General features: G+C 73.1%; 24 protein-coding genes and 1 tRNA gene. 14 read left to right on the top strand and 11 right to left on the bottom strand.

What is annotated here, in order from left to right; genetic code table 11:
• The first annotated feature begins 37 nt into the window (after positions 1-37).
• Positions 38-111 (top strand) — tRNA-Asp (locus OU787_RS17150).
• 353 nt (positions 112-464) lie between these two features.
• Here the strand turns inward: OU787_RS17150 and bldC are convergent.
• Positions 465-671 carry a developmental transcriptional regulator BldC gene (bldC, locus tag OU787_RS17145; protein ID WP_030459248.1) on the bottom strand — a complete coding sequence of 69 codons (207 nt, stop codon included), beginning with the start codon at positions 669-671 and terminating at the stop codon, positions 465-467.
• 496 nt (positions 672-1,167) lie between these two features.
• On the bottom strand, positions 1,168-2,079 hold the full coding sequence (locus OU787_RS17140) for a hypothetical protein (protein ID WP_030459249.1): 912 nt from the start codon (positions 2,077-2,079) through the stop codon (positions 1,168-1,170).
• A gap of 161 nt (positions 2,080-2,240) precedes the next feature.
• Between OU787_RS17140 and OU787_RS17135 the strand changes: the two genes are divergently transcribed.
• Both OU787_RS17135 and OU787_RS17130 read left to right on the top strand, forming a co-directional pair.
• Positions 2,241-3,383: a Glu/Leu/Phe/Val dehydrogenase dimerization domain-containing protein gene (locus OU787_RS17135; RefSeq protein WP_123553723.1), complete on the top strand. Its 1,143-nt coding sequence runs from the start codon at positions 2,241-2,243 to the stop codon at positions 3,381-3,383.
• Positions 3,384-3,755: 372 nt separating this feature from the next.
• Positions 3,756-3,998 carry a DUF3073 domain-containing protein gene (locus OU787_RS17130; RefSeq protein WP_030459251.1) on the top strand — a complete coding sequence of 81 codons (243 nt, stop codon included), beginning with the start codon at positions 3,756-3,758 and terminating at the stop codon, positions 3,996-3,998.
• 137 nt (positions 3,999-4,135) lie between these two features.
• On the opposite strand, the gene purM is transcribed toward OU787_RS17130, so the two are convergent.
• The 3 genes from purM to OU787_RS17115 all read right to left on the bottom strand — a co-directional run bounded on the left by purM (position 4,136) and on the right by OU787_RS17115 (position 7,869).
• Positions 4,136-5,212, bottom strand: a complete 1,077-nt coding sequence (gene purM, locus OU787_RS17125; protein ID WP_030459252.1) for a phosphoribosylformylglycinamidine cyclo-ligase — start codon at positions 5,210-5,212, stop codon at positions 4,136-4,138.
• Positions 5,213-5,280: 68 nt separating this feature from the next.
• Positions 5,281-6,861 (bottom strand): amidophosphoribosyltransferase, encoded by a 1,581-nt coding sequence (gene purF / locus OU787_RS17120; protein WP_268659874.1) that lies wholly within the window; start codon positions 6,859-6,861, stop codon positions 5,281-5,283.
• 192 nt (positions 6,862-7,053) lie between these two features.
• Entirely contained in the window at positions 7,054-7,869 is an 816-nt protein-coding gene (locus OU787_RS17115; RefSeq protein ID WP_030459254.1) for a hypothetical protein, read from the bottom strand.
• Between the two features lie 126 nt (positions 7,870-7,995).
• On the opposite strand from OU787_RS17115, the gene OU787_RS17110 reads away from it, so the two are divergent.
• Complete coding sequence (locus OU787_RS17110; protein WP_030459255.1) at positions 7,996-9,279, top strand: adenylosuccinate synthase; 1,284 nt, start codon at positions 7,996-7,998, stop codon at positions 9,277-9,279.
• Between the two features lie 125 nt (positions 9,280-9,404).
• On the top strand, positions 9,405-9,998 hold the full coding sequence (locus OU787_RS17105) for a GNAT family N-acetyltransferase (RefSeq protein WP_268659873.1): 594 nt from the start codon (positions 9,405-9,407) through the stop codon (positions 9,996-9,998).
• A 53-nt stretch (positions 9,999-10,051) separates the two neighbouring features.
• On the opposite strand, the gene OU787_RS17100 is transcribed toward OU787_RS17105, so the two are convergent.
• The 3 genes from OU787_RS17100 to OU787_RS17090 all read right to left on the bottom strand — a co-directional run bounded on the left by OU787_RS17100 (position 10,052) and on the right by OU787_RS17090 (position 11,977).
• Positions 10,052-10,474 (bottom strand): DUF350 domain-containing protein, encoded by a 423-nt coding sequence (locus OU787_RS17100; protein WP_268659872.1) that lies wholly within the window; start codon positions 10,472-10,474, stop codon positions 10,052-10,054.
• Between the two features lie 150 nt (positions 10,475-10,624).
• Positions 10,625-11,116, bottom strand: coding sequence for an LURP-one-related/scramblase family protein (locus OU787_RS17095; RefSeq protein ID WP_030918485.1), 492 nt, complete (start codon positions 11,114-11,116; stop codon positions 10,625-10,627).
• A gap of 66 nt (positions 11,117-11,182) precedes the next feature.
• Positions 11,183-11,977, bottom strand: coding sequence for an aminoglycoside 3'-phosphotransferase (locus OU787_RS17090; RefSeq protein ID WP_268659871.1), 795 nt, complete (start codon positions 11,975-11,977; stop codon positions 11,183-11,185).
• A 154-nt stretch (positions 11,978-12,131) separates the two neighbouring features.
• Between OU787_RS17090 and OU787_RS17085 the strand changes: the two genes are divergently transcribed.
• A complete protein-coding gene (locus tag OU787_RS17085) occupies positions 12,132-12,872 on the top strand; it encodes a phosphotransferase (RefSeq protein ID WP_268659870.1) in 741 nt (246 codons plus the stop codon).
• On the opposite strand, the gene OU787_RS17080 is transcribed toward OU787_RS17085, so the two are convergent.
• The gene (locus OU787_RS17080) at positions 12,869-13,984 is read right to left on the bottom strand and encodes a hypothetical protein (RefSeq protein WP_268659869.1); all 1,116 of its coding nucleotides are present in this window, start codon (positions 13,982-13,984) and stop codon (positions 12,869-12,871) included. The genes OU787_RS17085 and OU787_RS17080 overlap by 4 nt on opposite strands.
• A gap of 227 nt (positions 13,985-14,211) precedes the next feature.
• Between OU787_RS17080 and OU787_RS17075 the strand changes: the two genes are divergently transcribed.
• On the top strand, positions 14,212-16,038 hold the full coding sequence (locus tag OU787_RS17075; RefSeq protein WP_268659868.1) for an NHL domain-containing thioredoxin family protein: 1,827 nt from the start codon (positions 14,212-14,214) through the stop codon (positions 16,036-16,038).
• A 43-nt stretch (positions 16,039-16,081) separates the two neighbouring features.
• On the opposite strand, the gene OU787_RS17070 is transcribed toward OU787_RS17075, so the two are convergent.
• Both OU787_RS17070 and OU787_RS17065 read right to left on the bottom strand, forming a co-directional pair.
• Positions 16,082-17,383, bottom strand: a complete 1,302-nt coding sequence (locus OU787_RS17070) for a M18 family aminopeptidase (RefSeq protein ID WP_268659867.1) — start codon at positions 17,381-17,383, stop codon at positions 16,082-16,084.
• Positions 17,384-17,622: 239 nt separating this feature from the next.
• Entirely contained in the window at positions 17,623-19,452 is a 1,830-nt protein-coding gene (locus OU787_RS17065) for an acyl-CoA dehydrogenase (RefSeq protein WP_268659866.1), read from the bottom strand.
• A 213-nt stretch (positions 19,453-19,665) separates the two neighbouring features.
• On the opposite strand from OU787_RS17065, the gene OU787_RS17060 reads away from it, so the two are divergent.
• The 7 genes from OU787_RS17060 (at position 19,666) to OU787_RS17030 (ending at position 25,244) form a co-directional block, all read left to right on the top strand.
• Positions 19,666-20,154 carry an SseB family protein gene (locus tag OU787_RS17060; RefSeq protein WP_030459265.1) on the top strand — a complete coding sequence of 163 codons (489 nt, stop codon included), beginning with the start codon at positions 19,666-19,668 and terminating at the stop codon, positions 20,152-20,154.
• Positions 20,155-20,281: 127 nt separating this feature from the next.
• Positions 20,282-21,241 carry a pirin family protein gene (locus tag OU787_RS17055; RefSeq protein ID WP_268659865.1) on the top strand — a complete coding sequence of 320 codons (960 nt, stop codon included), beginning with the start codon at positions 20,282-20,284 and terminating at the stop codon, positions 21,239-21,241.
• A gap of 184 nt (positions 21,242-21,425) precedes the next feature.
• Positions 21,426-21,596, top strand: coding sequence for an excalibur calcium-binding domain-containing protein (locus OU787_RS17050; protein WP_268659864.1), 171 nt, complete (start codon positions 21,426-21,428; stop codon positions 21,594-21,596).
• An 85-nt stretch (positions 21,597-21,681) separates the two neighbouring features.
• The gene (locus tag OU787_RS17045) at positions 21,682-22,338 is read left to right on the top strand and encodes a class I SAM-dependent methyltransferase (RefSeq protein WP_051816757.1); all 657 of its coding nucleotides are present in this window, start codon (positions 21,682-21,684) and stop codon (positions 22,336-22,338) included.
• A 134-nt stretch (positions 22,339-22,472) separates the two neighbouring features.
• The gene (locus OU787_RS17040; protein WP_268659863.1) at positions 22,473-22,979 is read left to right on the top strand and encodes a SigE family RNA polymerase sigma factor; all 507 of its coding nucleotides are present in this window, start codon (positions 22,473-22,475) and stop codon (positions 22,977-22,979) included.
• A 73-nt stretch (positions 22,980-23,052) separates the two neighbouring features.
• Positions 23,053-23,925: a hypothetical protein gene (locus tag OU787_RS17035; protein ID WP_268659862.1), complete on the top strand. Its 873-nt coding sequence runs from the start codon at positions 23,053-23,055 to the stop codon at positions 23,923-23,925.
• A gap of 131 nt (positions 23,926-24,056) precedes the next feature.
• On the top strand, positions 24,057-25,244 hold the full coding sequence (locus OU787_RS17030; RefSeq protein ID WP_268659861.1) for a hypothetical protein: 1,188 nt from the start codon (positions 24,057-24,059) through the stop codon (positions 25,242-25,244).
• Positions 25,245-25,252: the final 8 nt, after the last annotated feature.

The following is a 25,252-nucleotide window of genomic DNA, read 5'->3' as shown; positions in this document are numbered from 1 at the left end:
TCGCAGGCGAGAGCAGGCGGGCAAGGATCAGAACACTGGTCCCGTGGAGCAGTTGGTTAGCTCGCCACCCTGTCAAGGTGGAGGTCGCGGGTTCAAGTCCCGTCGGGATCGCAGTAGCGTGAGGCCCGGAACCGTAAGGTTCCGGGCCTTATCGCGTTTCCGGGCGCGCCACAAGATAACGCCGCTGTGATCACCGTCACTGAACGCCTTTCGAGATGCGACTTCCAGGACATCTCCGCAAAGCACCCTGATTTAATATGTAAAATTGTACTGCCATTCCCGGTAATGCCCCCCTCCCCCAGCCGCCCCAAAGGGAATCACCCGTTCCGCCCTCCGGCGCACTTCCGGACATGCCGAAGGGCCGCCCTTCCGACCCGGCGGAGTCGGAGGGAACGGCCCTCAAGGCTGTCGGCGGCGCCCCGGCCCGGCGGAGTCGGGGGGCTGCCCGGTCGAGAAACGGGGAATCAGACCTCGGTGCGCTGGGCCGGAATACCGGCCAGCAGGGCACGCACCTCCGCCTCGCGGTAGCGGCGGTGGCCGCCGAGAGTCCGGATCGACGTGAGCTTGCCTGCCTTGGCCCAGCGGGTCACGGTCTTCGGGTCCACACGGAACATCGTGGCGACCTCTGCCGGCGTCAGCAGGGGCTCGGCGTCAGGGGTACGAGCGGTCATGAGCGGCCTCCTCGGAGAACCGAACCAGGCGGTTCTATCCTTCAAATTCTGCACCTTGACCCGCGATGCCCGAAATGGCACGGACGGGCCGAGTCGGTTATAGGACGAACGGCTTGTCCTGGTGTCTACAACTACACCATCCGTCCAGCCCCATCGGCCAAACCGTCAAAATTGACCCCTCACGGGTTCAAGAGCGGCGGAAGGCCCCGGACCACCCCATAGCGGACAGTCACGCAGCGGTGACGTCCGGTCACGGTGCGGCACGCCTGAGTGAGCTTGGGCTGGTTGTCCCATTTTGGCATATAGGTCTGAGTTCGCGTCAACGGTGAGTAGTATCACGTTCCATGGGGATTGACCCGATCCGGGACCATGGTCCCGGAAACCGCGGCAATGGTATGGACCATCCTCCCCCTCGGCACCGGCATTCGGCCAGTGGCAATTTTCTGACGCCCCGTCGGACGATGCCCGCCCCCGCCCCGGTCGAAGCCCCGCCCGGTCAGGACGCCTGCCGCAGCGCCAGCACCCGCCGCCAGCGCGCCGTGAGCACCTCGTAGGCCCGCAGCGCCGCCGTGGTGTCCCCGGCCCGCAAGGAGCCCAGCCCGTCCGCCAGTTCGCCCACCGAGCGCTCCTCGGCCAGCGCGCGCGGGCCCAGCAGCCGGGCCAGGCCGCCGTAGTCCAGCTCCACCAGCGAGCGCGGGTGGAACTCCTCCAGCCAGCGCCCGACCTCCTCCGCGCCGTCCACCAGCGGCCCGCCCGGCGCCCGCTCCCGCAGCACCCGGTAGGCCCGGGCCACCCGGCGGCGGGCCTGCACCATCGGCGTCAGGTAGAACAGCGCGGCCGGCTCCGGCCGCTCGCCCTCCCCCGACGAGCCGTACTCGCCGGCCGGCACGTGCCGGCGGTCCTCCTCGCCGAACGGCAGGAACCAGCGCAGCGGCACCTCCCAGCGGCTGGAGGCGATCCACGGCCGGGCGTCGGGGTGCTCCTGCTGCCACTGCGCCCGGTCCGCCTCCGCGGCCGTCCGCAGGGCCGGCGGCAGCACGGTGTCCACCAGGTGCGCGGGCAGCGTCCGCTGGAGCTCCTGGAGCGCCAGCCAGCCCCGCAGCCGGGTCGTCCAGGGGCAGACGTAGACCACCCCGTCCAGCGCCCGCACGAACGCCCGCCCGTCCTCCTGCTCGGGCAGCGGACGGGGCGTCAGGGCCGCCAGCGCGGCCAGTGCGGCCCGCTGCTCGGCCAGCGCCGCCGCGGTCACCGGCCGGGAGGGCCCCTCGGCGTCCGGCCCGTGCTCGGCGGCGTACGCCTGCCAGCGGGCGCGGTCGGGCTCGGGGAAGGCGGCCAGCGGCTCGTAGACCCGCAGCTGCGCGGTGTACGGAGGAAGCACGGTCGTGCGCCAGACGGTCACGCTCCGCATCGTCGCACGCGCCCCCCGAAAGCGTCAGGCCGTCGGGCGAAAGGCTTCGGTCGTCATGCGCCAGGGGCCTCCGGGGGGCAGATTCGAAGGCGTTCCCGGGGCTAGGCTTCGATCAGACGCCCGCACCACCGCCGCGGGCCATCCTTACTGGAGTCACCACCGTGACCGACGTACACACCACGCACCCCGCACCAGGCGTGCTGAGCCGGATCTTCGGCACCGGCCAGGACGGCGAGGGCCACGAGCAGGTCGTGCTCTGCCACGACCGCACCTCCGGCCTCAAGGCGATCATCGCCGTCCACTCCACCGCCCTCGGCCCGGCCCTGGGCGGCACCCGCTTCTTCCCGTACGGGACGGAGGAGGAGGCGCTGCAGGACGCGCTGAACCTCTCCCGCGGGATGAGCTACAAGAACGCCCTCGCCGGGCTCGACCTCGGCGGCGGCAAGGCCGTGATCATCGGCGACCCGGACAAGGACAAGAACGAGGCGATGCTGCGCGCCTACGGGCGCTTCGTGGAGTCCCTGCGCGGCCGCTACATCACCGCCTGCGACGTCGGCACCTACGTGCAGGACATGGACGTGGTGGCCCGCGAGACCTCCCACGTCACCGGCCGCTCGCCCGAGCACGGCGGCGCCGGCGACTCCTCCATCCTGACCGCCTTCGGCGTCTTCCAGGGCATGCGCGCCTCCGCCCGGGCCCGCTGGGGCCAGCCCACCCTGCGCGGCCGGCGGGTCGGCGTCTCGGGCGTCGGCAAGGTCGGCCACTACCTGGTCGGCCACCTGGTCGCGGACGGCGCCACCGTGGTCGTCACGGACGTCTCCGAGGCCGCCGTGAACCGGGTCCGGGCCGCCCACCCGGAGGTCGAGGTGGTGGCCGACACCGCCGCCCTGCTCTCCTCCGCGCTGGACGTCTACGCCCCGTGCGCGCTCGGCGGCGCGCTCACCGACGACACCGTCGCCGTGCTCGGCGCGGCCGGCACCGCGGTGGTCTGCGGCGCGGCCAACAACCAGCTGGCCCACCCGGGCGTCGAGAAGGACCTCGCCGACCGCGGCATCCTGTACGCGCCCGACTACCTGGTGAACTCCGGCGGCGTGATCCAGGTCGCCGACGAGATCGAGGGCTTCAACTTCGACCGGGCCAAGAACAAGGCCACGAAGATCTTCGACACCACCCTGGAGATCTTCACCCGGGCCGCCGCCGACGGGATCCCGCCCGCGGTGGCCGCCGACCGGCTCGCCGAGAAGCGGATGCGGGAGATCAGCGCGCTGCGCTCGGTGCTCCTCCCGGCGGCCCGCCGGAGCTGACCGCGCCCGCCCGTGATGCGCGGGGCCGGCACCGCCCGACCCCGCGCATCACGATGTGGAACCGGATTCTCAGTCCGTCCCCCGATCGGGCGATACCGCGCCCCCTTCGGGGGATAATCTCCGTAGGAACGACGGGACCGGCCCTGGGCCGGACAGCCTGCGAAAGCTCCGGAATTCCCCTCTGACCTGGGCGGACCTGGTTCGGGGGGGCTCGGGTGCGCGCCACGTCACACCGGCGACGTACCGTCCGGCGGCGGAAACAGGTACCGTTAATGCTCCAAGGGACGGTTTCCCACTTCGGGCAGGCCGGACCTGATCATCAACACGTGTCAGACTCGGGGCCGTGAGCCCCACCGTTGAGGGGGTCGACCCATGGGGCGCGGCCGGGCCAAGGCCAAGCAGACGAAGGTCGCCCGCGAGCTGAAGTACAACAGCGGCGGGTTCGACGCAAACCGTCTGTCTCACGAGCTGGGTGTATCTCCGTCCACCGCGATCGAGCCTGAGCCGATCGAGGACGACGACGAAGAGGACGACCCTTACGCGGCGTACGCGGACAGGTACAACGACGACGACGACGAGGACGAGGACACCCCTCCGGCTCGTCGCCGCGCGTAACGCACTCCGACCCGGCCGGTCCGAGCGCTCCCCGTGAGCGCCGGGCCGGTTTTCGGCGTCCGCGTGGCGTCCGGAGGGCGAGCGGGAACACGAAGGGCCCCACCGCGGTGCGGCGGGGCCCCTCGGCGTGCCTCGGATCAGAACGCCTCGTAGGCGTTGTACAGGGCGGCGCCGCCGTCGTGCTCGTCGGTGCGCTCGACCACGTCGCCGAGCAGCCAGGCCTCCACGTCGCGGTCCTCCAGGACGGCGAGCACGGTGTCGACCGACTCCGGCGGGACGACGGCGACCATGCCGACGCCCATGTTGAGGGTCTTCTCGATCTCCAGGGTCTGCATCGCGCCGACCTTGGCGACGGTGCGGAACACCGGCAGCGGCGACCAGGTGCCGCGGTCCAGGCGGGCGTGCAGGCCGTCCGGGATGACCCGGGCCAGGTTGGCGGCCAGGCCGCCGCCGGTGACGTGCGAGAAGGCGTGGACCTCGGTGGCCCGGGCCAGCGCCAGGCAGTCCAGCGAGTAGATCCTGGTGGGCTCCAGCAGCTCCTCGCCGAGGGTGCGGCCGAACTCCTCGACCCGGCGGTCCAGCGACCAGCCCGCCTGGTTCAGCAGCACGTGCCGGACCAGCGAGTAGCCGTTGGAGTGCAGGCCGGAGGCGGCCATCGCGATCACCACGTCGCCCGCGCGGACCCGGTCCGGGCCGAGCAGCGCGTCCGCCTCGACCACGCCGGTGCCGGCGCCCGCGACGTCGTAGTCGTCCGGGCCGAGCAGGCCCGGGTGCTCGGCGGTCTCGCCGCCGACCAGCGCGCAGCCGGCCAGCGTGCAGCCCTCGGCGATGCCCTTGACGATCGCGGCGACCCGCTCCGGAACGACCTTGCCGACGCAGATGTAGTCGGTCATGAACAGCGGCTCGGCGCCGCACACCACCAGGTCGTCGACGACCATGGCGACCAGGTCGTGGCCGATGGTGTCGTGCTTGTCCATGGCCTGGGCGATGGCGACCTTGGTGCCGACGCCGTCGGTGGCGGTGGCCAGCAGCGGGCGCTCGTAGCGCTTGAAGGCGGAGGCGTCGAACAGTCCGGCGAAGCCGCCGAGCCCGCCGACCACCTCGGGCCGGTTGCTCTTCTTCACCCACTGCTTCATCAGCTCGACGGCACGGTCGCCGGCCTCGATGTCGACACCCGCGGCGGCGTAGGTCGCCCCGGTCTCGTTGCTGGTCACCTGGTGTGGCCCTTTCGAAGTGGTGGTACCGCCGCCCCCGGCACCCGGGCCGGGGGCGGTGCGCACGGTTACGGGCGTCGCAGCGCGTCCGCCGCGCCGGCGCCGCCCAGCAGCGACTGCACGCCGTCGAGGTCGCTGGTCTGCTTGCCGCCGCGGACGGCCTGCTTGGCCTGGCCCCCCGCGATCTCCGCTTCGAGCAGGAGCTTGCCGAGCAGCGCCGGGTCGGGCAGCTCCATCGGGTACTCGCCGTCGAAGCAGGCCCGGCAGAGCTGGTCCTTGGGCTGCTTGGTGGCCTCGATCATCCCGTCGATCGAGATGTAGGCCAGCGAGTCGGCGCCCAGCGAGCGGCCGATCTCCTCGACCGACAGGCCGTTGGCGATCAGCTCGGCGCGGGTGGCGAAGTCGATGCCGAAGAAGCACGGCCACTTCACCGGCGGCGAGGAGATCCGGATGTGCACCTCGGCGGCGCCGGCCTCGCGGAGCATCCGGACGAGTGCGCGCTGGGTGTTGCCGCGGACGATCGAGTCGTCCACGACCACCAGGCGCTTGCCGCGGATGACTTCCTTGAGCGGGTTGAGCTTGAGCCGGATGCCGAGCTGGCGGATGGTCTGGTTCGGCTGGATGAAGGTGCGGCCCACGTAGGCGTTCTTCACCAGGCCGGAGCCGAACGGGATGCCGCTGGCCTCGGCGTAGCCGATCGCGGCGGGGGTGCCGGACTCCGGGGTCGCTATCACCAGGTCGGCCTCGACCGGGGCCTCGGCGGCCAGCTTGCGGCCCATCTCCACCCGGGAGAGGTGCACGTTGCGGCCGGCGATGGTGGTGTCCGGGCGGGCCAGGTAGACGTACTCGAAGACGCAGCCCTTGGGCTTGGCCTCGGCGAAGCGCGAGGTGCGCATGCCGTTCTCGTCGATGGCGATCAGCTCGCCGGGCTCCACCTCGCGGATGAAGCTGGCGCCGACGATGTCGAGGGCGGAGGTCTCGGAGGCCACCACCCAGCCGCGCTCGATCCGGCCCAGCACCAGCGGGCGGATGCCCTGCGGGTCGCGGGCGGCGTAGAGCGTGTGCTCGTCCATGAAGACCAGCGAGAAGGCGCCCTTGACGTCCGGCAGCACCTTGCGGGCCGTCTCCTCGATGGAGAGGTCCGGGTGGCCGGCCAGCAGGGCGGTCAGCAGGTCGGTGTCGTTGGTGGCCGCGGTCCGGCCGGAGCGGGAGACGTGCTCCTCGCCCGGCAGTTCGGCGACCATCGCCGCGAGTTCGGCGGTGTTGACCAGGTTTCCGTTGTGGCCGAGGGCCAGCGAACCGTGAACGGTCGCGCGGAAGGTCGGCTGGGCGTTCTCCCAGACCGAGGACCCGGTGGTCGAGTAGCGGGCATGTCCGACGGCGATATGCCCGTGCAGCGACCCCAGGGAGGTCTCGTCGAAGACCTGGGAGACGAGTCCCATGTCCTTGAAGACGAGAATCTGGGAGCCGTTGCTCACTGCGATGCCCGCGGATTCCTGTCCGCGGTGCTGCAGGGCATACAGGCCGAAGTACGTGAGCTTGGCGACCTCCTCGCCGGGAGCCCAGACACCGAAGACGCCGCAAGCGTCCTGGGGGCCCTTCTCGCCGGGGAGCAGGTCGTGGTTGAGTCGTCCGTCACCACGTGGCACGTCTCCGAGTCTAGGGCAGCCCGGGCGAACGGCCTGATGGCAGCCTCCTGGTACGCGCGTAGATACCGCCGCTTACCAGCTTTTCGCACAGCGGGTGGCCGCCTTCACGCCCTTGTCATCAGGGCTTCGCACAGTGGACGGGCCACCGGAACGTGAGCCTGCTCACGCTGGGTGACCGGGGCCCGCCGCCGTTCAGGCGGCGGGCAGCAGCAGCCGCCAGGAGTCCGGGCGGACCGTCCAGGTGCGGTGCCGGACCGGGCCGACCGGGCAGCCGTCGGCCTCGTAGCCGAAGCCGCGGCCGGCCACGGTGAGCAGGCCGGCCCGGTGGCGCTGCGGGCGGCCGTCGAGGTCCAGGGCGAGTTCCATCGCGCCGTCGACCATGGCCACCCGCAGGTGGCGCACCCGCTGGTGGACGTCGGCCAGCAGGCGGCCGTCAGCCTCGATGCGCAGTTCCTCCGGTCCGGCGGGGCTCGCCTGCTCGGCCGCAGCCAATTTCGCCCATAGCGAACGCCAACCACCCGTCCGGCCCTGGCGCGGGCCGGTGAAGCGCACTTCGGCCAGCACCACGCCGCCGCCGTCGTCGAGCAGCAGGTCCAGCCGGCGGGCGGCGCCGGCCAGCACCGCGCGGGCGGCCGCGACCGGCTCGGGGGGCACGCCGAGCAGCCGGGCGGTGGCGGTGGCGACCGGGCCGCCGACCGGGACCAGCCCGACCGGGTCGGCGTCCAACTCCCGTTGCCGGTGCAGGGCCTGGAGCACCCGCTGGAGCGCCTGGTCGGACCCGATCACCACCGCCCGGCGCCTGCCCCGGTGGGCGAGCACCCGGTCGAGTTCGGACGGGCTCTCGGGCAGCGCGACCTTGACGTCGGCACCGCCGCACAGCACGTCCTTGGCGATCCGCACCGATTCGCCGTCGGCCTCCCGGGCCGACGGATCGAGCAGGACCAGCAGCGGCCCGGGGGCCCCGGCGTCGTCCGGGGGGCGGGATACGGGCGTGGACAGCGACGACACGACCGGTCCTTCCTCAGGTAATCTCTCGGTGCAAGAGCCCCTTGCGCCATTGCGCCAGGGGCTTCGTCCATCTCGGGCCAGACTGCGGTCTACGCAGGATGCCCCAACCGGAAGGGGTGTACGCCTGTGCCGGCACTCGTGCTCGTTGGTGCCCAGTGGGGAGACGAGGGCAAGGGGAAGGCCACCGACCTCCTCGGCGGCTCCGTCGACTACGTCGTCCGCTACCAGGGCGGCAACAACGCCGGTCACACGGTGGTCATCGGCGACCAGAAGTACGCCCTGCACCTGCTGCCTTCCGGCATCCTCAGCCCCAACGTCGTGCCGGTGATCGGCAACGGCGTGGTGATCGACCCGGGCGTGCTGCTCTCCGAGCTCAAGGGCCTGGACGAGCGCGGCATCGACACCTCGAAGCTGCTGATCTCGGGCAACGCCCACCTGATCACCCCGTACCACCGGACGCTGGACAAGGTCACCGAGCGCTTCCTCGGCAAGCGCCGGATCGGCACCACCGGCCGCGGCATCGGCCCGGCCTACGCCGACAAGATCAACCGCGTCGGCATCCGGGTCCAGGACCTGTTCGACGAGTCGATCCTGCGCCAGAAGATCGAGGCGGCGCTGCACGACAAGAACCAGCTGCTGGTCAAGCTCTACAACCGGCGCGCGATCCCGGCCGAGCTGGTGCTCGAGGAGTACCTGGGCTACGCCGACAAGATCAAGCCGTACCTGGCCGACACCACCCTCGTCCTGGACGAGGCGCTGAAGGCGAACAAGGTCGTCCTGCTGGAGGGCGGCCAGGGCACCCTGCTGGACGTCGACCACGGCACGTACCCGTTCGTCACCTCGTCGAACCCGACCTCCGGCGGCGCCTGCACCGGCTCCGGCATCGGCCCGACCAAGATCGACCGGGTCATCGGCATCCTGAAGGCGTACACCACCCGGGTCGGCTCGGGCCCGTTCCCGACCGAGCTGCTGGACGCCGACGGCGAGGCGCTGCGCCGGATCGGCGGCGAGCGCGGCGTCACCACCGGGCGCGACCGGCGCTGCGGCTGGTTCGACGCGGTGATCGCCCGCTACGCGACCCGGGTCAACGGCCTGACCGACTTCTTCCTCACCAAGCTGGACGTGCTGACCGGCTGGGAGCAGATCCCGGTCTGCGTGGCGTACGAGATCGACGGCAAGCGGGTCGAGGAACTCCCGTACAACCAGTCGGACTTCCACCACGCCAAGCCGATCTACGAGAACCTGCCCGGCTGGACCGAGGACATCTCGAAGGCGCAGACCTTCGGCGACCTGCCGAAGAACGCGCAGGCGTACGTGAAGGCGCTGGAGGAGATGTCGGGCGCCCCGATCTCGGCGATCGGCGTCGGCCCCGGCCGGACCGAGACCATCCAGGTCAACTCCTTCCTGTAGGGCGTCCGCGGCAGGCCCGGCGTCCCCGTCCGCGGGGGTGCCGGGCCTTTCGCACGGCTCGGGACATTTGCACTAGTACAGATATGGCTTGCTACTGGTGCAAAGTTGGCCCTACCGTGGGACGCATGACCGCGAAGCTGCCCGCACCCGTCGCCCTGTCCGGCCGGCACGTCCGGCTGGAGCCGCTGACCCGCGCCCACGTGCCCGACCTGTTCGCGGCCGGCGGCGGGGACGAGGAGGTGTGGCGGTGGATCCCCGTCCCGATGCCGCGCACCGAGGCGGACATGGCGGCGGTCGTGGACACCCGGCTGGCCGACCCGGACTGCGTCCCGTTCGCGGTGGTGGCGGTCGGCAGCGGGCGGGCGGTCGGGATGAGCTGCTACTACGACGCCGACGCCGAGAACGAACTGCTGGAGATCGGCGGCACCTGGTACGCCCGCGCGGTGTGGCGCACCGCGGTGAACACCGAGGCCAAGCTGCTGCTGCTGACGCACGCCTTCGAGGAGCTCGGCATGGGCCGGGTGTCCTGGCAGACCGACCACCGCAACGAGCGCTCGCAGAACGCGATCCGGCGGCTCGGTGCCGTCCACGAGGGCACCTTCCGGCGGAACAAGCGGCGCCCGGACGGCAGTTGGCGCGACAGCGTGCACTTCTCGATGCTGGCCGGCGAGTGGCCCGCCGCCAAGGCCCGGCTGACCGGGCGGCTGGCGACCGGCTGAGCCCGGCGGCCGGCTGAGTCCGGTGCGGGGCGCCGACGCGGGGCGCCGGTGCGTCAGTAGATGGCGGCGGAGACGATCGCGGCCACGGCCAGGTTGGTGGAGGCGGTCACCCAGACCGCCGGGTGCGGCTCGCTGTCGACCAGCAGCTCGCCCAGCTTCCCCGGCGTCACCAGGTCCAGCACCCAGAACGAGACGGCCATCAGCAGCAGGCCGAACACCCCGAACACGGCCGACGCCGCCAGGCCCTTGCCGAACTCCTGGTAGGTCGACATCACCGCGGTGAACACGATCGCGCCGATCGCCAGCAGCGCCGAACTGAGCACCACGGCGGCGTTCCGGTTGCGCTCGATCCAGATCTGCCGACGCAGCTCACCGGGCGTCAGCACGTCGACCAGCACCACGCCGAGCAGCAGCAGGACCAGCCCGACCGCACCGTACGCGGACGCGTATCCCAGCTGGTGAAGGATGTCGCTCATGCGTCCCGCCCCTCCTGCCTGTCCGACCGCCGGCCCCGTGCCGAGGACCGGCACAACATAGCGCACGGGGCGGGCGCGGCCGGGGGCCGCGGCGGTCGCGACGACCACGGCGGTCGCGGCAGCCGCGGCGGCGGTCGCAGCGGTCGCGGCTCAGTCGTTGTGCTCGACCAGGCGGTCCAGGCAGACCGCGACGGCGATCATCAGCGGGACGTCGACGCCGTCGGCGATCTCCACGCCGTAGGTGTCGCGGATCCGGAACCACTTGCGGGAGACCTCGGCGAGGTGGTGGCCGTCGCCCTTGACCGTGTACTCCTTGTCGATCAGGTCGCCGTGGATCTCGTACTCGCCGCCGTTCTCCAGCTCCACGTGGTACTTGTCGTGGAACGGGGTGAACAGCTTCTTGCGGACGGTCGCCACCACGTCCCCGTCGGCGTTCTCGATCTTCATCGCGTCGCGGACGGTCAGCACCTTCTCCCGGATGGTGGCGACCGTGTTGCCCGCCGGGTCCTGCAGCTCGAAGGTGTCGCGGAGCCGCAGCACCTTGCCGTCCACCAGGAAGCACTTCTCGCCGTGCTCGTCCTCGACCCAGTAGTCGTCGCCGACCGCGAAGAGGCGCTCCTTGACCACGAACTTCCGACCCATGTCCCCGACTCCTCGTCTGCTCGCCGGCCCGCCGTCGGGCGGCACCCGCCATGGTGCCACCGGGGGCTACGTCAAGTCCCACAACAGGCGGTAGTAGGCGAGGCGTTCGGTGTCCGGCTCGACGCCGTACGCCTCCAGCAGGGGACGCTCCCAGCCCGGGCCGTAGTTCCACACCGTGCTCCAGGAGGCCACCGCCAGGTCCGCCCAGCGGTCGGCCGTCCCGAGCGCGCCCAGGTCGACGTGGCCGGAGAACCGGCCGTCGTCGCCGACCAGGGTGTTGGGCGCGCAGGCGTCCCCGTGGCAGACCACCTCGACGTCCACCGGCGGCGGGTCGGCCAGCACCGCCAGCGCCCGCTCCACGCTGCCGTGGTGGCGCAGGTCCGGGTGCCAGTGGGCCGGGTCGCGGCGCAGCTCGACGGCCCGGGCGACCCGGGCGGGCGCCGACCAGTCGTACGGGCAGCCGGCCACCGGCAGCGCCTCGTGGAAGGCCCGCAGGCCCTCGCCGATCGCCCGGACGGCCGTCGCCGGATCCCGCTTGAGCTGCTCGTCGACGGCGGAACGGCCCGGCAGGCCGGCCGTCAGCAGCCAGCGGCCGTCCGCGCCGTCGCCGCCGCCCAGGCCGAGCACCTCCGGGACGGTGGTGAACCGCCGGGCCCAGCCCAGCCGTTCGGCCTCCGCCTCGAAGTCCGCCGGGCTGCCGGGCGGCGCCCACTTCACGAACCGCCGGCCCGGGCCGTCGCCGAGCCGGAACGTCAGGCCGTGCAGCTCGTTGCGCCACACCGCGACGACCGGCTCACCGGCCGCCAACTCGGCGACGACGGGCGGAACTTCGACATCGTCCTCGGGCACGTACGCGATCATCCGGCCATTGTCGCGCGCGGGCCGGACGGCGTCATGCGGGTTTCGGCGCCCGGCCGGACGGGAGCGGACGGAACCGGGGCGGGGCGCCGGACGTACTAGACGTACCACCGGCTGCCGGGGGCGGAGCCGGGGAGACCGGGAGACGGAGGTCGGCATGGCCGAGGGGAACGGCGGCCCGGACGGGACGGGGGCGGAAGCGGGGACGGGGGCGGAGGCGGGGACGGGCGAGCTGCTCGGCACCGGCCGTACCGCGGACGTCTTCGCGCTGCCCGACGGGCGGGTGCTGCGCCGCTACCGCGACGGGACCGACGCGCGGGGCGAGGCCGAGCTGATGGCGCACCTCGCCGGGCACGGCTACCCCGTACCGGCCGCGCAGCCCGGCGAGCGGCCCACCGACCTGCTGATGGAACGGCTGGACGGCCCCACCCTGGCGCAGGCCGTCGCCACCGGCGCGCTCGCGCCCGCCGCCGCCGGGCAACTGCTCGCCGACCTGCTGCGCCGACTGCACGCCGTCCCGCCGCGCACCGCCGCCCGGCCCGGCGACCGGGTGCTGCACCTCGACCTGCACCCCGAGAACGTGCTGCTCACCGCTTGCGGGCCGGTCGTCATCGACTGGAACACCGCCACCGAGGGCGACCCCGCCCTGGACACCGCGATGAGCGCCGTCGTCCTCGCCCAGGCCATGCTCGGCATGCCCGAGTTCGCCGCCCTCGCCCCCGCGATCCTGGTCCCGCTGCTGCGCGCCCTGCCGCCCGTCCCCGACCACCAGCTGGCCGCGGCCCGGGCCCGCCGCGCCGCCAACCCGACCCTCGGCCCCGCCGACCACGCCCACCTGGACGCGGCCGTCGCCCTGGCCCGCGACTGCGCGGCCCGCGCGGGGGCGGCGGGGGTCTAGGTCCGGAGTTCGGGAGCGGGTGCGGGCTCGGGCGCGGCCAGCAGGCCGGTCAGGAAGTCCAGTCGGGCGGTCGCCGGGCCGGTCCGGCGGGCCGATTCCAGGGCCGCACGGGCCTCTTCGGGGCGTCCGGCGCGGTGGAAGGCCAGGGCCAGGGTCGCGTACGCCGCGCTGCGGCGCAGCGGGGTGCTGCCGACGGCGGCCGCCGAGCGGGCCTCGTCGATTGCCAACCCCGGGTGGTTCCGGGCGAGTTCGTACAGGGCGGGCAGGTCGCTGCCCGCGCGCAGGCTGCGCGGAGTGCGGAGGGCGGCACGGTACAGGGCGTGGAAGGCTGCGCGGTCGGCGTCGTCGGCGGCACCGGTCTCGTCCAGGTAGGCCAGGGCCCGGGCCTGCAGCAGGTCCATGGCGCCGCCCGCCCGGGCGGTCGACTCCGCGGCCCGGTCGGCGAGTTCGCGGTAGCGGCCCTCGGCCAGCAGCACGCTCAGGCCGATCCCCCCGGCGGCGGTGCTGGGCGGCAGGGCGTCCAGCAGGCGGCGGGCCTCGGCGACGTCGCGCTGCATCGTCCGCGCCACCTCCTGCAGTTCCGGAGCCAGCCGCACGGCCGCGGACGTCGTGTGCAGCACGACCAGCATCAGCGCCGGCGCCACCGTGCCCGCCAGGCACACCACCGCGGCGGCCGGGCCGAAGTCCCCGCCCGCCAGGTCCAGCAGACACCCGCCCAGCGCGGCGACACTCAGGTACGCCAGCAGCGCGGGCAGCAGCCGTCCCGGCCCGGACGCCGGGTCGGTGCCGAGCAGCAGCGGCCGCACCATCGGCAGTGGGAACCGCCGCAGCTGCCACCCGCCGCGCGGCCCCGGCACGGTGCGCACGGGGGCGCCGGAGCCGAACGACCAGCCGTCGACCCGCAGCCCGAACCACCGGGCCGGCCCGGCCAGGTAACCCGCCCAGAGCAGGCCCGCCGCATACAGGCCCGTCACCGCACCGGCCTCGGCCTGCAACCCGTCCGCGCCGCTGCGCAGGTACCACCAGAGCACGCCCAGCAGCGCCACCGGGCCGACCGTCCGGTGCACCCGGTCGACCAGCTTCCACCGCCGTATCAGTTGTTCGTCTCCCACAGCGGGAGATCGTCCCAGAACCGGCCGGGGGCCGGAAACCCTTCCGGAAAACGCGGCCGCCGCCCTCGCCCGCGCTCCTCGGAAGGCTCGGGAAGGCTTTGCCCAGCGGCCCGGGCCTGGGCCCGGAGCCCGCAGTGGCCTCGGCCGACGCACCTGGAGGACGTGCCGGTCGGCCTGCCGCGATCCGCGCGGAATGCCGCCCCGGTCCGATGAGGTTGACTGGGGTCATGACTTCTCGTGCACGCGTCCGCGCCCCCGAACTGGTGGGCAAGGGCGGATGGCTGAACACCGGCGGCAAGGACCTGTCGCTGGTGGACTTCCGCGGCAAGATCGTGATCGCGGACTTCTGGACCTTCTGCTGCATCAACTGCCTCCACGTCCTGGACGAGCTCCGGGAGTTGGAGGAGAAGCACCGGGACACCGTGGTGATCGTCGGCGTGCACTCGCCGAAGTTCGTCCACGAGGCGGACCACCGGGCGGTGGTGGACGCGGTGGCCCGGTACGAGGTGCACCATCCGGTGTTGGACGACCCGGAGCTGGTGACGTGGAAGCAGTACGCGGTGCGGGCCTGGCCGACGCTGGTGGTGATCGACCCGGAGGGGTACGTGGTCGCGCAGCATGCCGGGGAGGGGCACGCTCACGCGATCGCGAAGCTGGTGGAGGAGCTGGAGGCCGAGCACGCGGCGAAGGGGACGCTGCGGCGCGGCGACGGGCCGTACGTGGCGCCCGAGCCGGAGGCGGGTGACCTGCGGTTCCCGGGGAAGGCGGTGCGGCTGCCGGACGGGCACTACCTGGTGGCCGACTCGGGGCACCACTCGCTGGTGGAGCTGGACGCGGACGGCGAGACGGTGCTGCGGCGGATCGGCGACGGCGTGCGCGGGCTGGTGGACGGCCCGGAGCCGCGGTTCAGCGAGCCGCAGGGCCTCGCGCTGGTCCCGGCCGGGCTGGCGCCGGAGCTGGGCTACGACGTGGTGGTGGCCGACACCGTGAACCACGCGCTGCGCGGGGTGCGGCTGGCGGACGGCAGCGTGACCACGCTGGCGGGCACCGGGAAGCAGTGGTGGCAGGGTTCGCCGACCTCGGGGGCGGCCCGCGAGGTGGACCTGTCCTCGCCGTGGGACGTGGCGTTCTTCGACGGCCGGGTGTGGATCGCCATGGCGGGCGTGCACCAGCTGTGGTCCTTCGACCCGGCGGCCGGGACGGTCTCCGTCGCGGCGGGCACCACCAACGAGGGCCTGGTGGACGGCCCGGCCGACGAGGCGTGGTTCGCCCAGCCGTCCGGCCTGGCGGTGTCCGCCGACGGCGGGCGGCTGTGGGTGGCCGACTCGGAGACCTCCGCGCTGCGCTGGGTTTCACGTGGAACCCACGAGGTGCGAACCGCCGTCGGCACCGGCCTGTTCGACTTCGGGCACCGGGACGGCGCGGCCGGACAGGCCCTGCTGCAGCACCCGCTGGGCGTGACGGTGCTGCCGGACGGCTCGGTGGCGGTCAGCGACACCTACAACCACGCGCTGCGCCGCTACGACCCGGCGTCCGGCGAGGTCAGCACGCTGGCGACCGACCTGCGCGAGCCGTCCGGCGCGGTGGTGGTGGACGGCGACATCGTGGTGGTGGAGTCGGCCCGGCACCGGCTGACCAGGCTGCGGCTGCCCGAGGAGGCGGTCCGGGTCGAGGCGGTCGCGCACCGCACGCAGCGGGCCGCCACCGAGGTCGCCCCGGGGGCGCTGCAGTTGGACGTGGTGTTCTCCGCGCCGACCGGCCAGAAGCTGGACGAGCGCTACGGCCCGTCGACCCGGCTGCTGGTCAGCGCGACCCCGCCGGAGCTGCTGGTGTCGGGCGCGGGCGCGGACAGCGCGCTGAGCCGCGAACTGGTGCTCTCCGGCGAGGTGGCCGAGGGCGTGCTGCACGTCTCGGCGATGGCGGCGTCCTGCGACGACGACCCGGAGATCGAGTACCCGGCCTGCCACGTGCACCAGCAGGACTGGGGCGTGCCGGTGCGGCTGGTGGCGGGCGGCACGAGCCGGCTGCCGCTGGTGCTGGCCGGGATGGAGTGAGCGGGCGCGGGGTGCGGGCCGCGGGCCCGCACCCCGTAGGGCCTCAGCCCTCCAGGAACGCCTTGATCGCGCTCGCCAGGTAGTGCGGGTCCTCGGCGCCGCACAGCTCGCGGGCGGAGTGCATGGACAGCGCGGCGATGCCGCAGTCCACGGTGGTGATGCCGAGCCGGGCCGCGGTGATCGGGCCGATCGTGGTGCCGCAGGGCATCGCGTTGTTGGAGACGAAGGACTGCCACGGCACGCCGGCCTTCTCGCAGGCGGCGGCGAACACCGCCCGGCCGACGCCGTCGGTGGCGTACCGGTTGTTGACGTTGACCTTGAGGATCGGGCCGCCGTTGGGCATCGGGTGGTGGCCGGGCTCGTGCCGCTCGCTGTAGTTGGGGTGCACGGCGTGGCCCATGTCGGAGGAGAGGCAGACGGTGCCGGCCAGCGCGCGGGCGCGGTCCTCCAGGGTGCCGCCGCGGGCGTGGCAGGAGCGCTCCAGCACGTTGCCGAGCAGCGGGCTCTGCGCACCGGTGTCGGACTCGCTGCCGGTCTCCTCGTGGTCGAAGGCGGCCAGCACCGGGATGTACGGCAGTTCGCCGCCGGCCTCGGCGACGGCGGCCAGCGCGGCGGTGGCGGCGTGCACGGACAGCTGGTTGTCCAGCCGGGGCCCGGCCAGCAGTTCGCGGTCGCGGCCCAGGTAGGCGGGCGGCTGCACGTCGTGCGCCATCAGGTCCCAGCCGGCGATGTCGGCGGCGGCCAGGCCGGCCTTGTCCGCGACGTACTCGAGCAGGGCGCCCTCGGTGGTGCCGCCGATTCCCCAGATCGGCGTCAGGTGGCGCTGGCGGTCGAGCTTGAGGCCGTCGTTGACCCCGCGGTCGAGGTGGATGGCCAGCTGCGGGACGCGCAGCAGCGGCTCGTCCAGGTGCACCAGCCGGGTGGTGCCGTCGCGCAGCGCGAGCCGGCCGGAGAGCCCGAGGTCCCGGTCGAGCCAGGTGTTGAGCGGGACGCCGCCGTAGATCTCCACGGCGACCTGCCGCCAGCCGGCCGAGCTGGTGTCGGGGACGGGCTTGACCCGCAGGTTCGGCGAGTCGGTGTGGGTGCCGACCACCCGGTAGGGGGTGGCGGCCGTCGCGTTCTCCGGCACGTACCAGGCGACCAGCGCGCCCCCGCGCACCAGGTAGCGGCCCCCGCTGCCGCCGTCCCAGGCGTCCGTCTCGCTGACCCGGCGGAAGCCGACCCGCTCCAGCCGCTCGGCCGCGCTCGCCACCGCGTGGTACGGCGAGGGGGAGGCGGCGAGGAAGGCGATGAGGTCGTCCGTGTGCTTCCGGTCGAAGTGGGCCGTTCGGGCGGCGGTCGACATTTTGCTCCTGGGTAGAGGGCGGGACGGGCCGGTTGGGGTTGCGGGTCCGCCCCCTGAGCATATGCCCGTACACGGACAGGGCCGCGGCAAGTCCGCAACGGTGACACAACGGTGAACGGGCCGCGACCCAACGCCACGGAGGGCGCCGCGCGGGGCCCGGAACGACACCGCGGGGCCCGGTGCAGTACCGGGCCCCGCGGGGTGAGGGTGGGTCGGGCGGTCCTGTGCCGGACGCCGGGTCAGAACGCCTCTTCGGCCAGCTCCATCAGCTCGTTGTCGACGTTCTCGGCGATCTGGCGCTGCGCGGCGGTGGTCGGCAGCACGGTGCGGGCGAAGTGCTTCGCGGCGGCGACCTTGCCCCGGTAGAACGGGACGTCCTTCTCGGAGGCGCCGGCCTCCAGCTTGGCCAGCGCGACGGCGGCCTGGCGCAGCAGCAGCCAGCCGACCACCACGTCGCCGGAGACCAGCAGCAGGCGGGTGGTGTTCTGGCCCACCTTGTACATGTTCTTGACGTCCGCCTCGACGGCCGACAGGTCGGCGATCAGCTTGCCGACGATGGCCTCCAGGTCGCCCGCGGCCTTGGCCAGCAGGTCGCGCTCGGAGGCCAGCTCGGCGCCGCCCTCGCCGGTGGCGAGGAACTTGGTGATCTGCTCGTTGACGGCGGTCAGCGCCTGGCCGCCGTCCTTGACGATCTTCCGGAAGAAGAAGTCCTGGCCCTGGATGGCGGTGGTGCCCTCGTACAGGGTGTCGATCTTGGCGTCCCGGATGTACTGCTCGATCGGGTACTCCTGCAGGTAGCCGGAGCCGCCGAAGGTCTGCAGGGACTGGGCGAGCTGCTCGTAGGACTTCTCCGAGCCGTAGCCCTTGACGATCGGCAGCAGCAGGTCGTTCAGGCGCTCGGCGGCCGCGTCGTGCTCGCCGCGCAGGCGGGCGGCCAGCATGTCGTCCTGCACCGAGGCGGTGTAGAGGACCAGGGCGCGCATGCCCTCGGCGTACGCCTTCTGGGTCAGCAGCGAGCGGCGCACGTCGGGGTGGTGGGTGATGGTGACGCGCGGCGCGGTCTTGTCCATGAACTGCGCGAGGTCGGCGCCCTGCACGCGCTCCTTGGCGTACTCCAGCGCGTTCAGGTAGCCGGTGGACAGGGTGGCGATGGCCTTCGTGCCGACCATCATCCGGGCGAACTCGATGATCTTGAACATCTGGCGGATGCCGTCGACGGTCTCGCCGAGCAGCCAGCCCTTGGCGGGGTGCTTGGCGCCGAAGGTCATCTCGCAGGTGTTGGACGCCTTGAGGCCCATCTTGTGCTCGACGTTGGTGGCGTAGACGCCGTTGCGCTCGCCGAGCTCGCCGGTCTCCCAGTCGAAGTCGAACTTCGGCACGATGTACAGGCCCAGGCCCTTGGTGCCCGGCTTGCCGCCCTCGGGGCGGGCCAGCACCAGGTGGATGATGTTCTCGGACATGTCGTGCTCGCCCGAGGTGATGAAGCGCTTGACGCCCTCGATGTGCCAGGAGCCGTCCTCCTGCTTGACCGCCTTGGTGCGGCCGGCGCCCACGTCGGAGCCGGCGTCCGGCTCGGTCAGCACCATGGTGGCGCCCCACAGGCCCTCGACCATGCGCTGGGCGACCTTCTGCTGCTCCTCGGTGCCCTCGTCGTGGACGACGCCGGCGAAGGCCGGGCCGGAGGAGTACATCCAGATCGCCGGGTTGGAGCCGAGCACCTGCTCCGCGTACGCCCACACCAGGGAGTTCGGGGTGACCTGGCCGCCGATGCCCTCCGGGATGCCCAGGCGCCACCACTCGGCGTCCATGAAGGTCTGGTAGCTCTTCTTGAAGGTCTCCGGGATCGGAGCGGTGTTGGTCTCCGGGTCGAACACCGGCGGGTTGCGGTCGGCGTCGACGAACGAGGCGGCGAGGTCGTTCTCGGCCAGCCGGGCGATCTCGCTGAGGATGTTCTTCGCGGTGTCGACGTCCATCTCGGCGAACGGACCGGTGCCGTACACCTGGTCGCGGCCGAACACCTCGAAGAGGTTGAACTCCACGTCCCGCAGGTTGGACTTGTAGTGACCCATGACCGTTTCTCCGGTTCGTCTGCTCCACGGGCGGCCGCTTCCGGCGCACCGCTTACCCACCAGTACGCCCCATGATGCTACCGGTTGGTAACTTGTTCAAGCCCCTGGACGTCACCAGGGTATGAACGTGGTCACGTCCCACAATGGCCCCCGGCCCGGGATTGTGCGGATCACCCGCCCCCAAGCGGGGCGCGGCCCGATAGCCTTGTCCCCGTGTACGGCTACGAGCAGAGCGCCTACCAGGACCCCTACCAGCAGCAGATGCAGCAGGGGATGTCCGGCATGCCCGGCCCCGGGTACGGCGACCCGCAGGCCGCCCAGCAGTCGCTCTACCCCGAACCCTCGCCGCCCTCGCTGGCGGACGCGGTGCGCGCCTTCACCACCGGCGCGATGCCGGTGGAGGACTTCCAGGCCATCTTCATCACCTCCAAGGTGTACTGCCCGCGCGGCGACCGCCCCGGCTTCCTGGCCCTGCACAACACCCCGACCCCGGTGATCCCGATGTTCAGCTCGCTCAAGGAGCTGAAGCGGTACGCGGGCAAGGAGTCCAAGCACTTCTCGGTCACCGGCGCCGAGGTCCTCGACCTGCTGCCCACCGGGTACGGCTTCGCCCTCGACATGGAGGGCGAGCACCGGATGGTGTTCGACGCCCGCGCGGTCGAGCAGATGGTGGACTTCACCATGCGCCGGATGTACGGCTGACCCTCCCCACCCCCGCCCCCTCCCGGGCGGGAATGCGGGCCAATAGTTCAACGTTCAACCTTGCGAGTGGTTGAGCATTGAACTACTGTGGTGGACACAGGCCACAGACCCGCCGAAGGAGGCCGACATGCCCGCCGTGACCGTCGAGAACCCGCTGACCCTGCCGCGCGTCACCACCCCCGACCCGGTGCACAGCACCGCCCGGCCGGTCCTCACCGTGGCCACCGCCCCCGAGGGCTACGAGGGCGAGGGCTTCCCCGTCCGCCGCGCCTTCGCCAAGATCAACACCAAGTTCCTCGACCCGTTCATCATGATGGACCAGATGGGCGAGGTGGACTACGAGGCCGGTGAGCCCAAGGGCACCCCCTGGCACCCGCACCGCGGCTTCGAGACCGTCACCTACATCATCGACGGCACCTTCATCCACCGTGACTCGCACGGCGGCGGCGGCACCATCACCGACGGCGACACCCAGTGGATGACGGCCGGCTCCGGCCTGCTGCACATCGAGACCCCGCCGGAGTCCCTGGTGATGTCCGGCGGCCTGTTCCACGGCCTGCAGCTGTGGGTCAACCTGCCCGCCTCGGACAAGATGATCACCCCCAAGTACCAGGACATCCGCGGCGGCAGCGTCAAGCTGCTCACCTCGGCGGACGGCGGCGCGCTGATCCGCGTCATCGCCGGCGAGGTCGACGGCCACCAGGGGCCCGGCGCCACCCACACGCCGATCACCATGACCCACGTCTCGCTCACCCCCGGCGCGCAGCTCACCCTGCCCTGGCGCGCGGACTTCAACGCCCTCGCGTACGGTCTGGCCGGCAGCGGCTCGGCGGGCGAGGAGCGGCGGCCGTTCCGCACCGGCCAGGCCGTGGTCTTCGGCGACGGCGACAGCCTGACCATCCGCGCCGACGAGAAGCAGGACTCGCGCTCCGCCACCTTCGAGTTCGTCCTGCTCGGCGGCCTCCCGATCCGCGAGCCCGTCGCCTGGTACGGCCCGTTCGTGATGAACAGCCACCGCGAGCTCCAGCAGGCCATGGAGGACTTCCAGGCCGGCCGCCTCGGCACCGTCCCCGCCGACGAGAACTGACCCTCCCGGCACCACCACGACGCCCGGCCCCGCTCCCAGGGGGCCGGGCGTCGTCGTGCCGTCGGACGGTTTGCTTCCGGTTCGGTCACGACGGGGGCGAACCCGGGACACGCCGGAGCCGACGCCCAGCCCGACCCCGACGCCGACCCCGACCCCGACGCCGGCCCCGGAGACGCCGGAGCCCGTGCAGACCGAGAGCGAGCCCGAGCCGGCCCGGACCACCGAGCAGGCGGCCGCGTACTACAAGAACTGCACCGAGGCGAAGGCCGCCGGCGCCGCGCCGCTGCACCGCGGGGAGCCGGGCTACCGCTCCGCGCTCGACCGGGACGGGGACGGGATCGCCTGCGAGAAGTAGCGGGCGGAACCGGGCGGGGGGCGGGGGCGTTCGGAGGGGTGCCGGGCGGACGGTCCGGACGGGGGCAGGGGGAAGGGGCGGCGGGATGCCGGAGGACGACTACCTGAGCGGCACCATCCGGGCGTACGACCGGGATCCGGGGCGCTACGAGCGGGCGACCGCCGGGATGCTGCCGGAGGCCGAGCTGGACGCGTTCGTCGGGATGCTGCCCGACCGGGCCGGGCGGGTGCTGGACGTCGGCTGCGCGTTCGGGCGGGACACCGGGCTGCTCGCCGCGCGGGGGCTGCGGGCGCAGGGGGTGGACCTGTCGGCCGCGTTCGTGGCCCGGGCCGCCGAACGGCACCCGGAGCTGCCGTTCCGGGTCATGGACGCCCGCCGACTGGACTTCCCCGACGGGCACTTCGCCGGGATCTGGTGCCAGGCCACGCTGCTGCACCTGAAGGACCACGACGTGAGCGCGGCGCTGGCCGGGTTCCGCCGGGTGCTGGTGCCCGGCGGGGCGCTGTTCGCCGGGTTCAAGGAGGGCGAGGGCGAGGAGGAGGTCGTCGAGCGCTTCAGCAGCGACGCGTCCCGGTTCTACCGCTACCAGTCCGCGGCCGGCGTCACCGCCCTGCTGGAGGGCGCCGGTTTCCGGGTCGCGGCCGTCGAGCGCTCCCACGAGGCGGAGCGCTACGGCCCCGGCCACCGCGACCTGACCTGGCTGCACGCCTTCGCCCACGCCCCGGGCGGCCGCGGGGCGTAGCCGCCGGCCGCGCCCCGGCCCGCCCCGCACCGTCCCCGGACGGCGCGGGCGGGCTTTTCCGCGTTCCGGGCTCAACCTTCCGGCGGGCCCGCGCATTGAGAACGGATGACAGGGGCGAGCAGCCGGAGGGGCGGATGCGCGGACACGACGAGTTGAGCTTCGAGGAGTACGCGGCCGGATCCGGGCGGCGGCTGTACCGGACGGCGTACCTGCTGTGCGGGGACACCCACCGGGCCGAGGACCTCGCCCAGACGACGCTGGCCAAGCTGTTCGCGCACTGGCGGCGGGCGTCCCGGATGGAGCACCTCGACGCCTACGCCCGGACGGTGCTGACCAGGACGTTCCTGGGCGAGCAGCGCCGGCGGGCGGTGGCCCGGCGGCTCGGGATGCTGGCGTCCCGGCCCGAGGAGTCGCCCCCGGGCGGGGACACCGACCTGCGGGTGACGCTGCTCCACGCGCTGGACCGACTGCCGTCCCGGGCAAGGGCGATGGTCGTCCTGCGGTACTGGGAGGACCTGAGCGTGGAGACCGTGGCCGACCTGCTCGGGTGCAGCACCGGCACGGTCAAGAGCCAGTGCTCGCGCGCGCTGGCCCGGCTCCGCGAGCAGCTGGGCGAGCCGAGCCCGTACGCACCCGCGTGAGCCCGCCCGCGTGGGCCCGTGCGCGGGCCCGGCGGGCCGAGAACGAGACACCACACCGCGAAGGAGCATGGACGTGCAGGAGCAGGAAGGGGCGCCCGGGGCGCTCTTCGTCCGGGAGGCGATGGGCCGGGCCACCGAGGAGCTGGCCGAGCCGCCCGGGCTGACGGCAGGGGCGGTGCGGGAGGGCCGCCGGCGGCGGCTGCGGGCGCGGCTGGCGGTCGGCGGGGCGGCGGTGTGCACGGCGGCGCTGGCCGCGACGGGGCTGGCCGCCCTCCCCGGCACCGGCGGCGGGAGCGGCGGGGACGCGGGGCCCGCGCCGCTGCAGATGGCCGCGGCGCCGGCCGCCGGCCCGCGGGTCTTCCCGACCACGACGGTCGTCCCGACCGCGTCGCCCGACCCCTCGGCCTCCGGCCCGGCGGTTCCGGAGGCCGAGCGGCTGCGGATCGAGGACTTCCGGCAGCGCAGCGCCAACGTGCTGCACGACCTGCTGCCGGCGGAGGTCGGCTCGATCAGCCTGCTCAGCGACCACGTCTCCGACTACCTCGGGGAGTCCCCGCGGGGCGACCTGCTGCTGCGGCTCTCGGTGCGCCCGCACACCGGCGGGGGCCCGCCGGACGGGCCTTGCACGAACACCCCGGTCGGACAGGAGGTACGGGTCAAGACCTCGGTCTGCAAGCGGGTCCGGGTGACCGACACCGTCACCGGCACCACCTGGCGGGCGGTGGACGGCGACGGCCTGACCACCACCAGCGTGAGCTTCCGGCTCGGCAGCAGCGACGTGTACGTGGGGATCATGCCGTACGGGAAGAACCGGCTCTCGTCGCCGGTGCCGGTCGACCAGGTCGTCGCCTTCGCCCAGCAGCCCCGGGTCATGGCGCTGCTGGACGAGGGCGACCGGCACCCGGTGGAGGAGGCCCAGCTCTCCGGCCCCGCGTACGAGGAGTAGGACTCCGCGCGCACCGCCCCGAGCGCCCGGCGGACGGCCCACGGCGGGCGGCCCGCGGCGCAGCCATGTCATGCCCATGACCCACAAGGCGGGCCCACGGCCGCCGACACCCGACGAAGCAGGAGACACCGATGAAACAGCGCACCACCACGACCACCCTGCTGCTGGCCGCCGCCCTGCTGGTCGCGGCCGCCCCCGCGAACGCGCGGTCCGTGCCGCCGACGGGCGCGCAGGTCCAGAACGCCCAGACACAGGACGCGAACGCCCGGACCTGGCGGACGGACGCCTTCCCGGCCGGCGAGGGCGCCCTCAACCAGCCGGTCCGGGTCGGCGGCCACAGCACCTGGGCGCTCGGCAACCGGACGATCGGGCAGGGCCGGGAGCGGACCTCGGTCGGGATCGCCTACACCCGGGACGGCGCCGACGGCTCCTGGCGCGAACTCGCCCTCCCGGACGGCGTGCGGGGGCGGACCGCCGGCTCCGACGGCTCCGGCGGCACCTGGGTGACCGGCAGCGGACAGGGCACCACCACCCCGGTCAGCCGGTACCGCGCCGGGCAGTGGCAGACCGGGGAGGCGCCGCTGAACGCTCACGCCATGGGCGGCGGGCTCACCGGGTTCGCGACGGCCGGCGACCCGAACGACGTGTGGGCGGTCGGCTACTACCAGCCGGACGACTACCTGACCTTCTACGGCGTCATCGACCACTGGGACGGCAGGACCTGGCAGTCGGTGCCGACCCCCGACCTCGGCACCGACTACTGGACGCTCTCCGCCGTCGTCGCCAACAGCCCCACCGACATCTGGGCCTCCGGCAACGTCGGCAACGAGGACGGCTGGCCGCGCCCGCTGCTGCTGCACTACGACGGCCGCTCCTGGGCCGAGGCCGCCACGCCCGACCTGGACACCCGCCCCGGCGAACTCACCGAACTGCTCGCACTCGGCCCGAACGACATCTGGGCGGCGGGCGCCGAGATCGGCCCGTCCCACCACGACAAGCCGACCGTCGCCCACTACGACGGCCACCGCTGGACGTACCAGGAGACCGGCATCGACGCGGGCCGGCTCTACGGCCTCACCCGCACCCAGGACGGCGTGGCCGTGGTCGGAGCGGCCGGCACCGACGGCGTCTACCGGCCGACCGGCGCCCGCCTGACCCACCGCGGCTGGGAACCGCTGGACGTCCCGCAGAGCACCACCGCCGGCGGACGCCGCCCCAGCGGCATCGTGAACGTCGCGGGCCGGCTGACCGTCGTCGGCACCGACTACGACGGCCCGGCGGACGAGCGCGTGCAGCTGCCCTTCTCCGTGACCCGCTGACCGACCGG

The sequence above is a fragment of the Kitasatospora sp. YST-16 genome, assembly GCF_026802215.1.
Lineage (GTDB): Bacteria > Actinomycetota > Actinomycetes > Streptomycetales > Streptomycetaceae > Kitasatospora > Kitasatospora cineracea.
Note: the sequence above shows the minus strand (reverse complement) of the source record. Positions and strands in the feature narration are given on the sequence as shown.

What these genes read in the sequence shown, in the direction of transcription:
- bldC (WP_030459248.1), bottom strand. Translation starts at nt 671, where the DNA reads ATGACCGCTCGTACCCCTGACGCCGAGCCCCTGCTGACGCCGGCAGAG.
- OU787_RS17140 (WP_030459249.1), bottom strand. Translation starts at nt 2,079, where the DNA reads ATGCGGAGCGTGACCGTCTGGCGCACGACCGTGCTTCCTCCGTACACC.
- OU787_RS17130 (WP_030459251.1), top strand. Translation starts at nt 3,756, where the DNA reads ATGGGGCGCGGCCGGGCCAAGGCCAAGCAGACGAAGGTCGCCCGCGAG.
- OU787_RS17105 (WP_268659873.1), top strand. Translation starts at nt 9,405, where the DNA reads ATGACCGCGAAGCTGCCCGCACCCGTCGCCCTGTCCGGCCGGCACGTC.
- OU787_RS17100 (WP_268659872.1), bottom strand. Translation starts at nt 10,474, where the DNA reads ATGAGCGACATCCTTCACCAGCTGGGATACGCGTCCGCGTACGGTGCG.
- OU787_RS17095 (WP_030918485.1), bottom strand. Translation starts at nt 11,116, where the DNA reads ATGGGTCGGAAGTTCGTGGTCAAGGAGCGCCTCTTCGCGGTCGGCGAC.
- OU787_RS17090 (WP_268659871.1), bottom strand. Translation starts at nt 11,977, where the DNA reads ATGATCGCGTACGTGCCCGAGGACGATGTCGAAGTTCCGCCCGTCGTC.
- OU787_RS17085 (WP_268659870.1), top strand. Translation starts at nt 12,132, where the DNA reads ATGGCCGAGGGGAACGGCGGCCCGGACGGGACGGGGGCGGAAGCGGGG.
- OU787_RS17075 (WP_268659868.1), top strand. Translation starts at nt 14,212, where the DNA reads ATGACTTCTCGTGCACGCGTCCGCGCCCCCGAACTGGTGGGCAAGGGC.
- OU787_RS17070 (WP_268659867.1), bottom strand. Translation starts at nt 17,383, where the DNA reads ATGTCGACCGCCGCCCGAACGGCCCACTTCGACCGGAAGCACACGGAC.
- OU787_RS17065 (WP_268659866.1), bottom strand. Translation starts at nt 19,452, where the DNA reads ATGGGTCACTACAAGTCCAACCTGCGGGACGTGGAGTTCAACCTCTTC.
- OU787_RS17055 (WP_268659865.1), top strand. Translation starts at nt 20,282, where the DNA reads ATGCCCGCCGTGACCGTCGAGAACCCGCTGACCCTGCCGCGCGTCACC.
- OU787_RS17045 (WP_051816757.1), top strand. Translation starts at nt 21,682, where the DNA reads ATGCCGGAGGACGACTACCTGAGCGGCACCATCCGGGCGTACGACCGG.
- OU787_RS17040 (WP_268659863.1), top strand. Translation starts at nt 22,473, where the DNA reads ATGCGCGGACACGACGAGTTGAGCTTCGAGGAGTACGCGGCCGGATCC.
- OU787_RS17030 (WP_268659861.1), top strand. Translation starts at nt 24,057, where the DNA reads ATGAAACAGCGCACCACCACGACCACCCTGCTGCTGGCCGCCGCCCTG.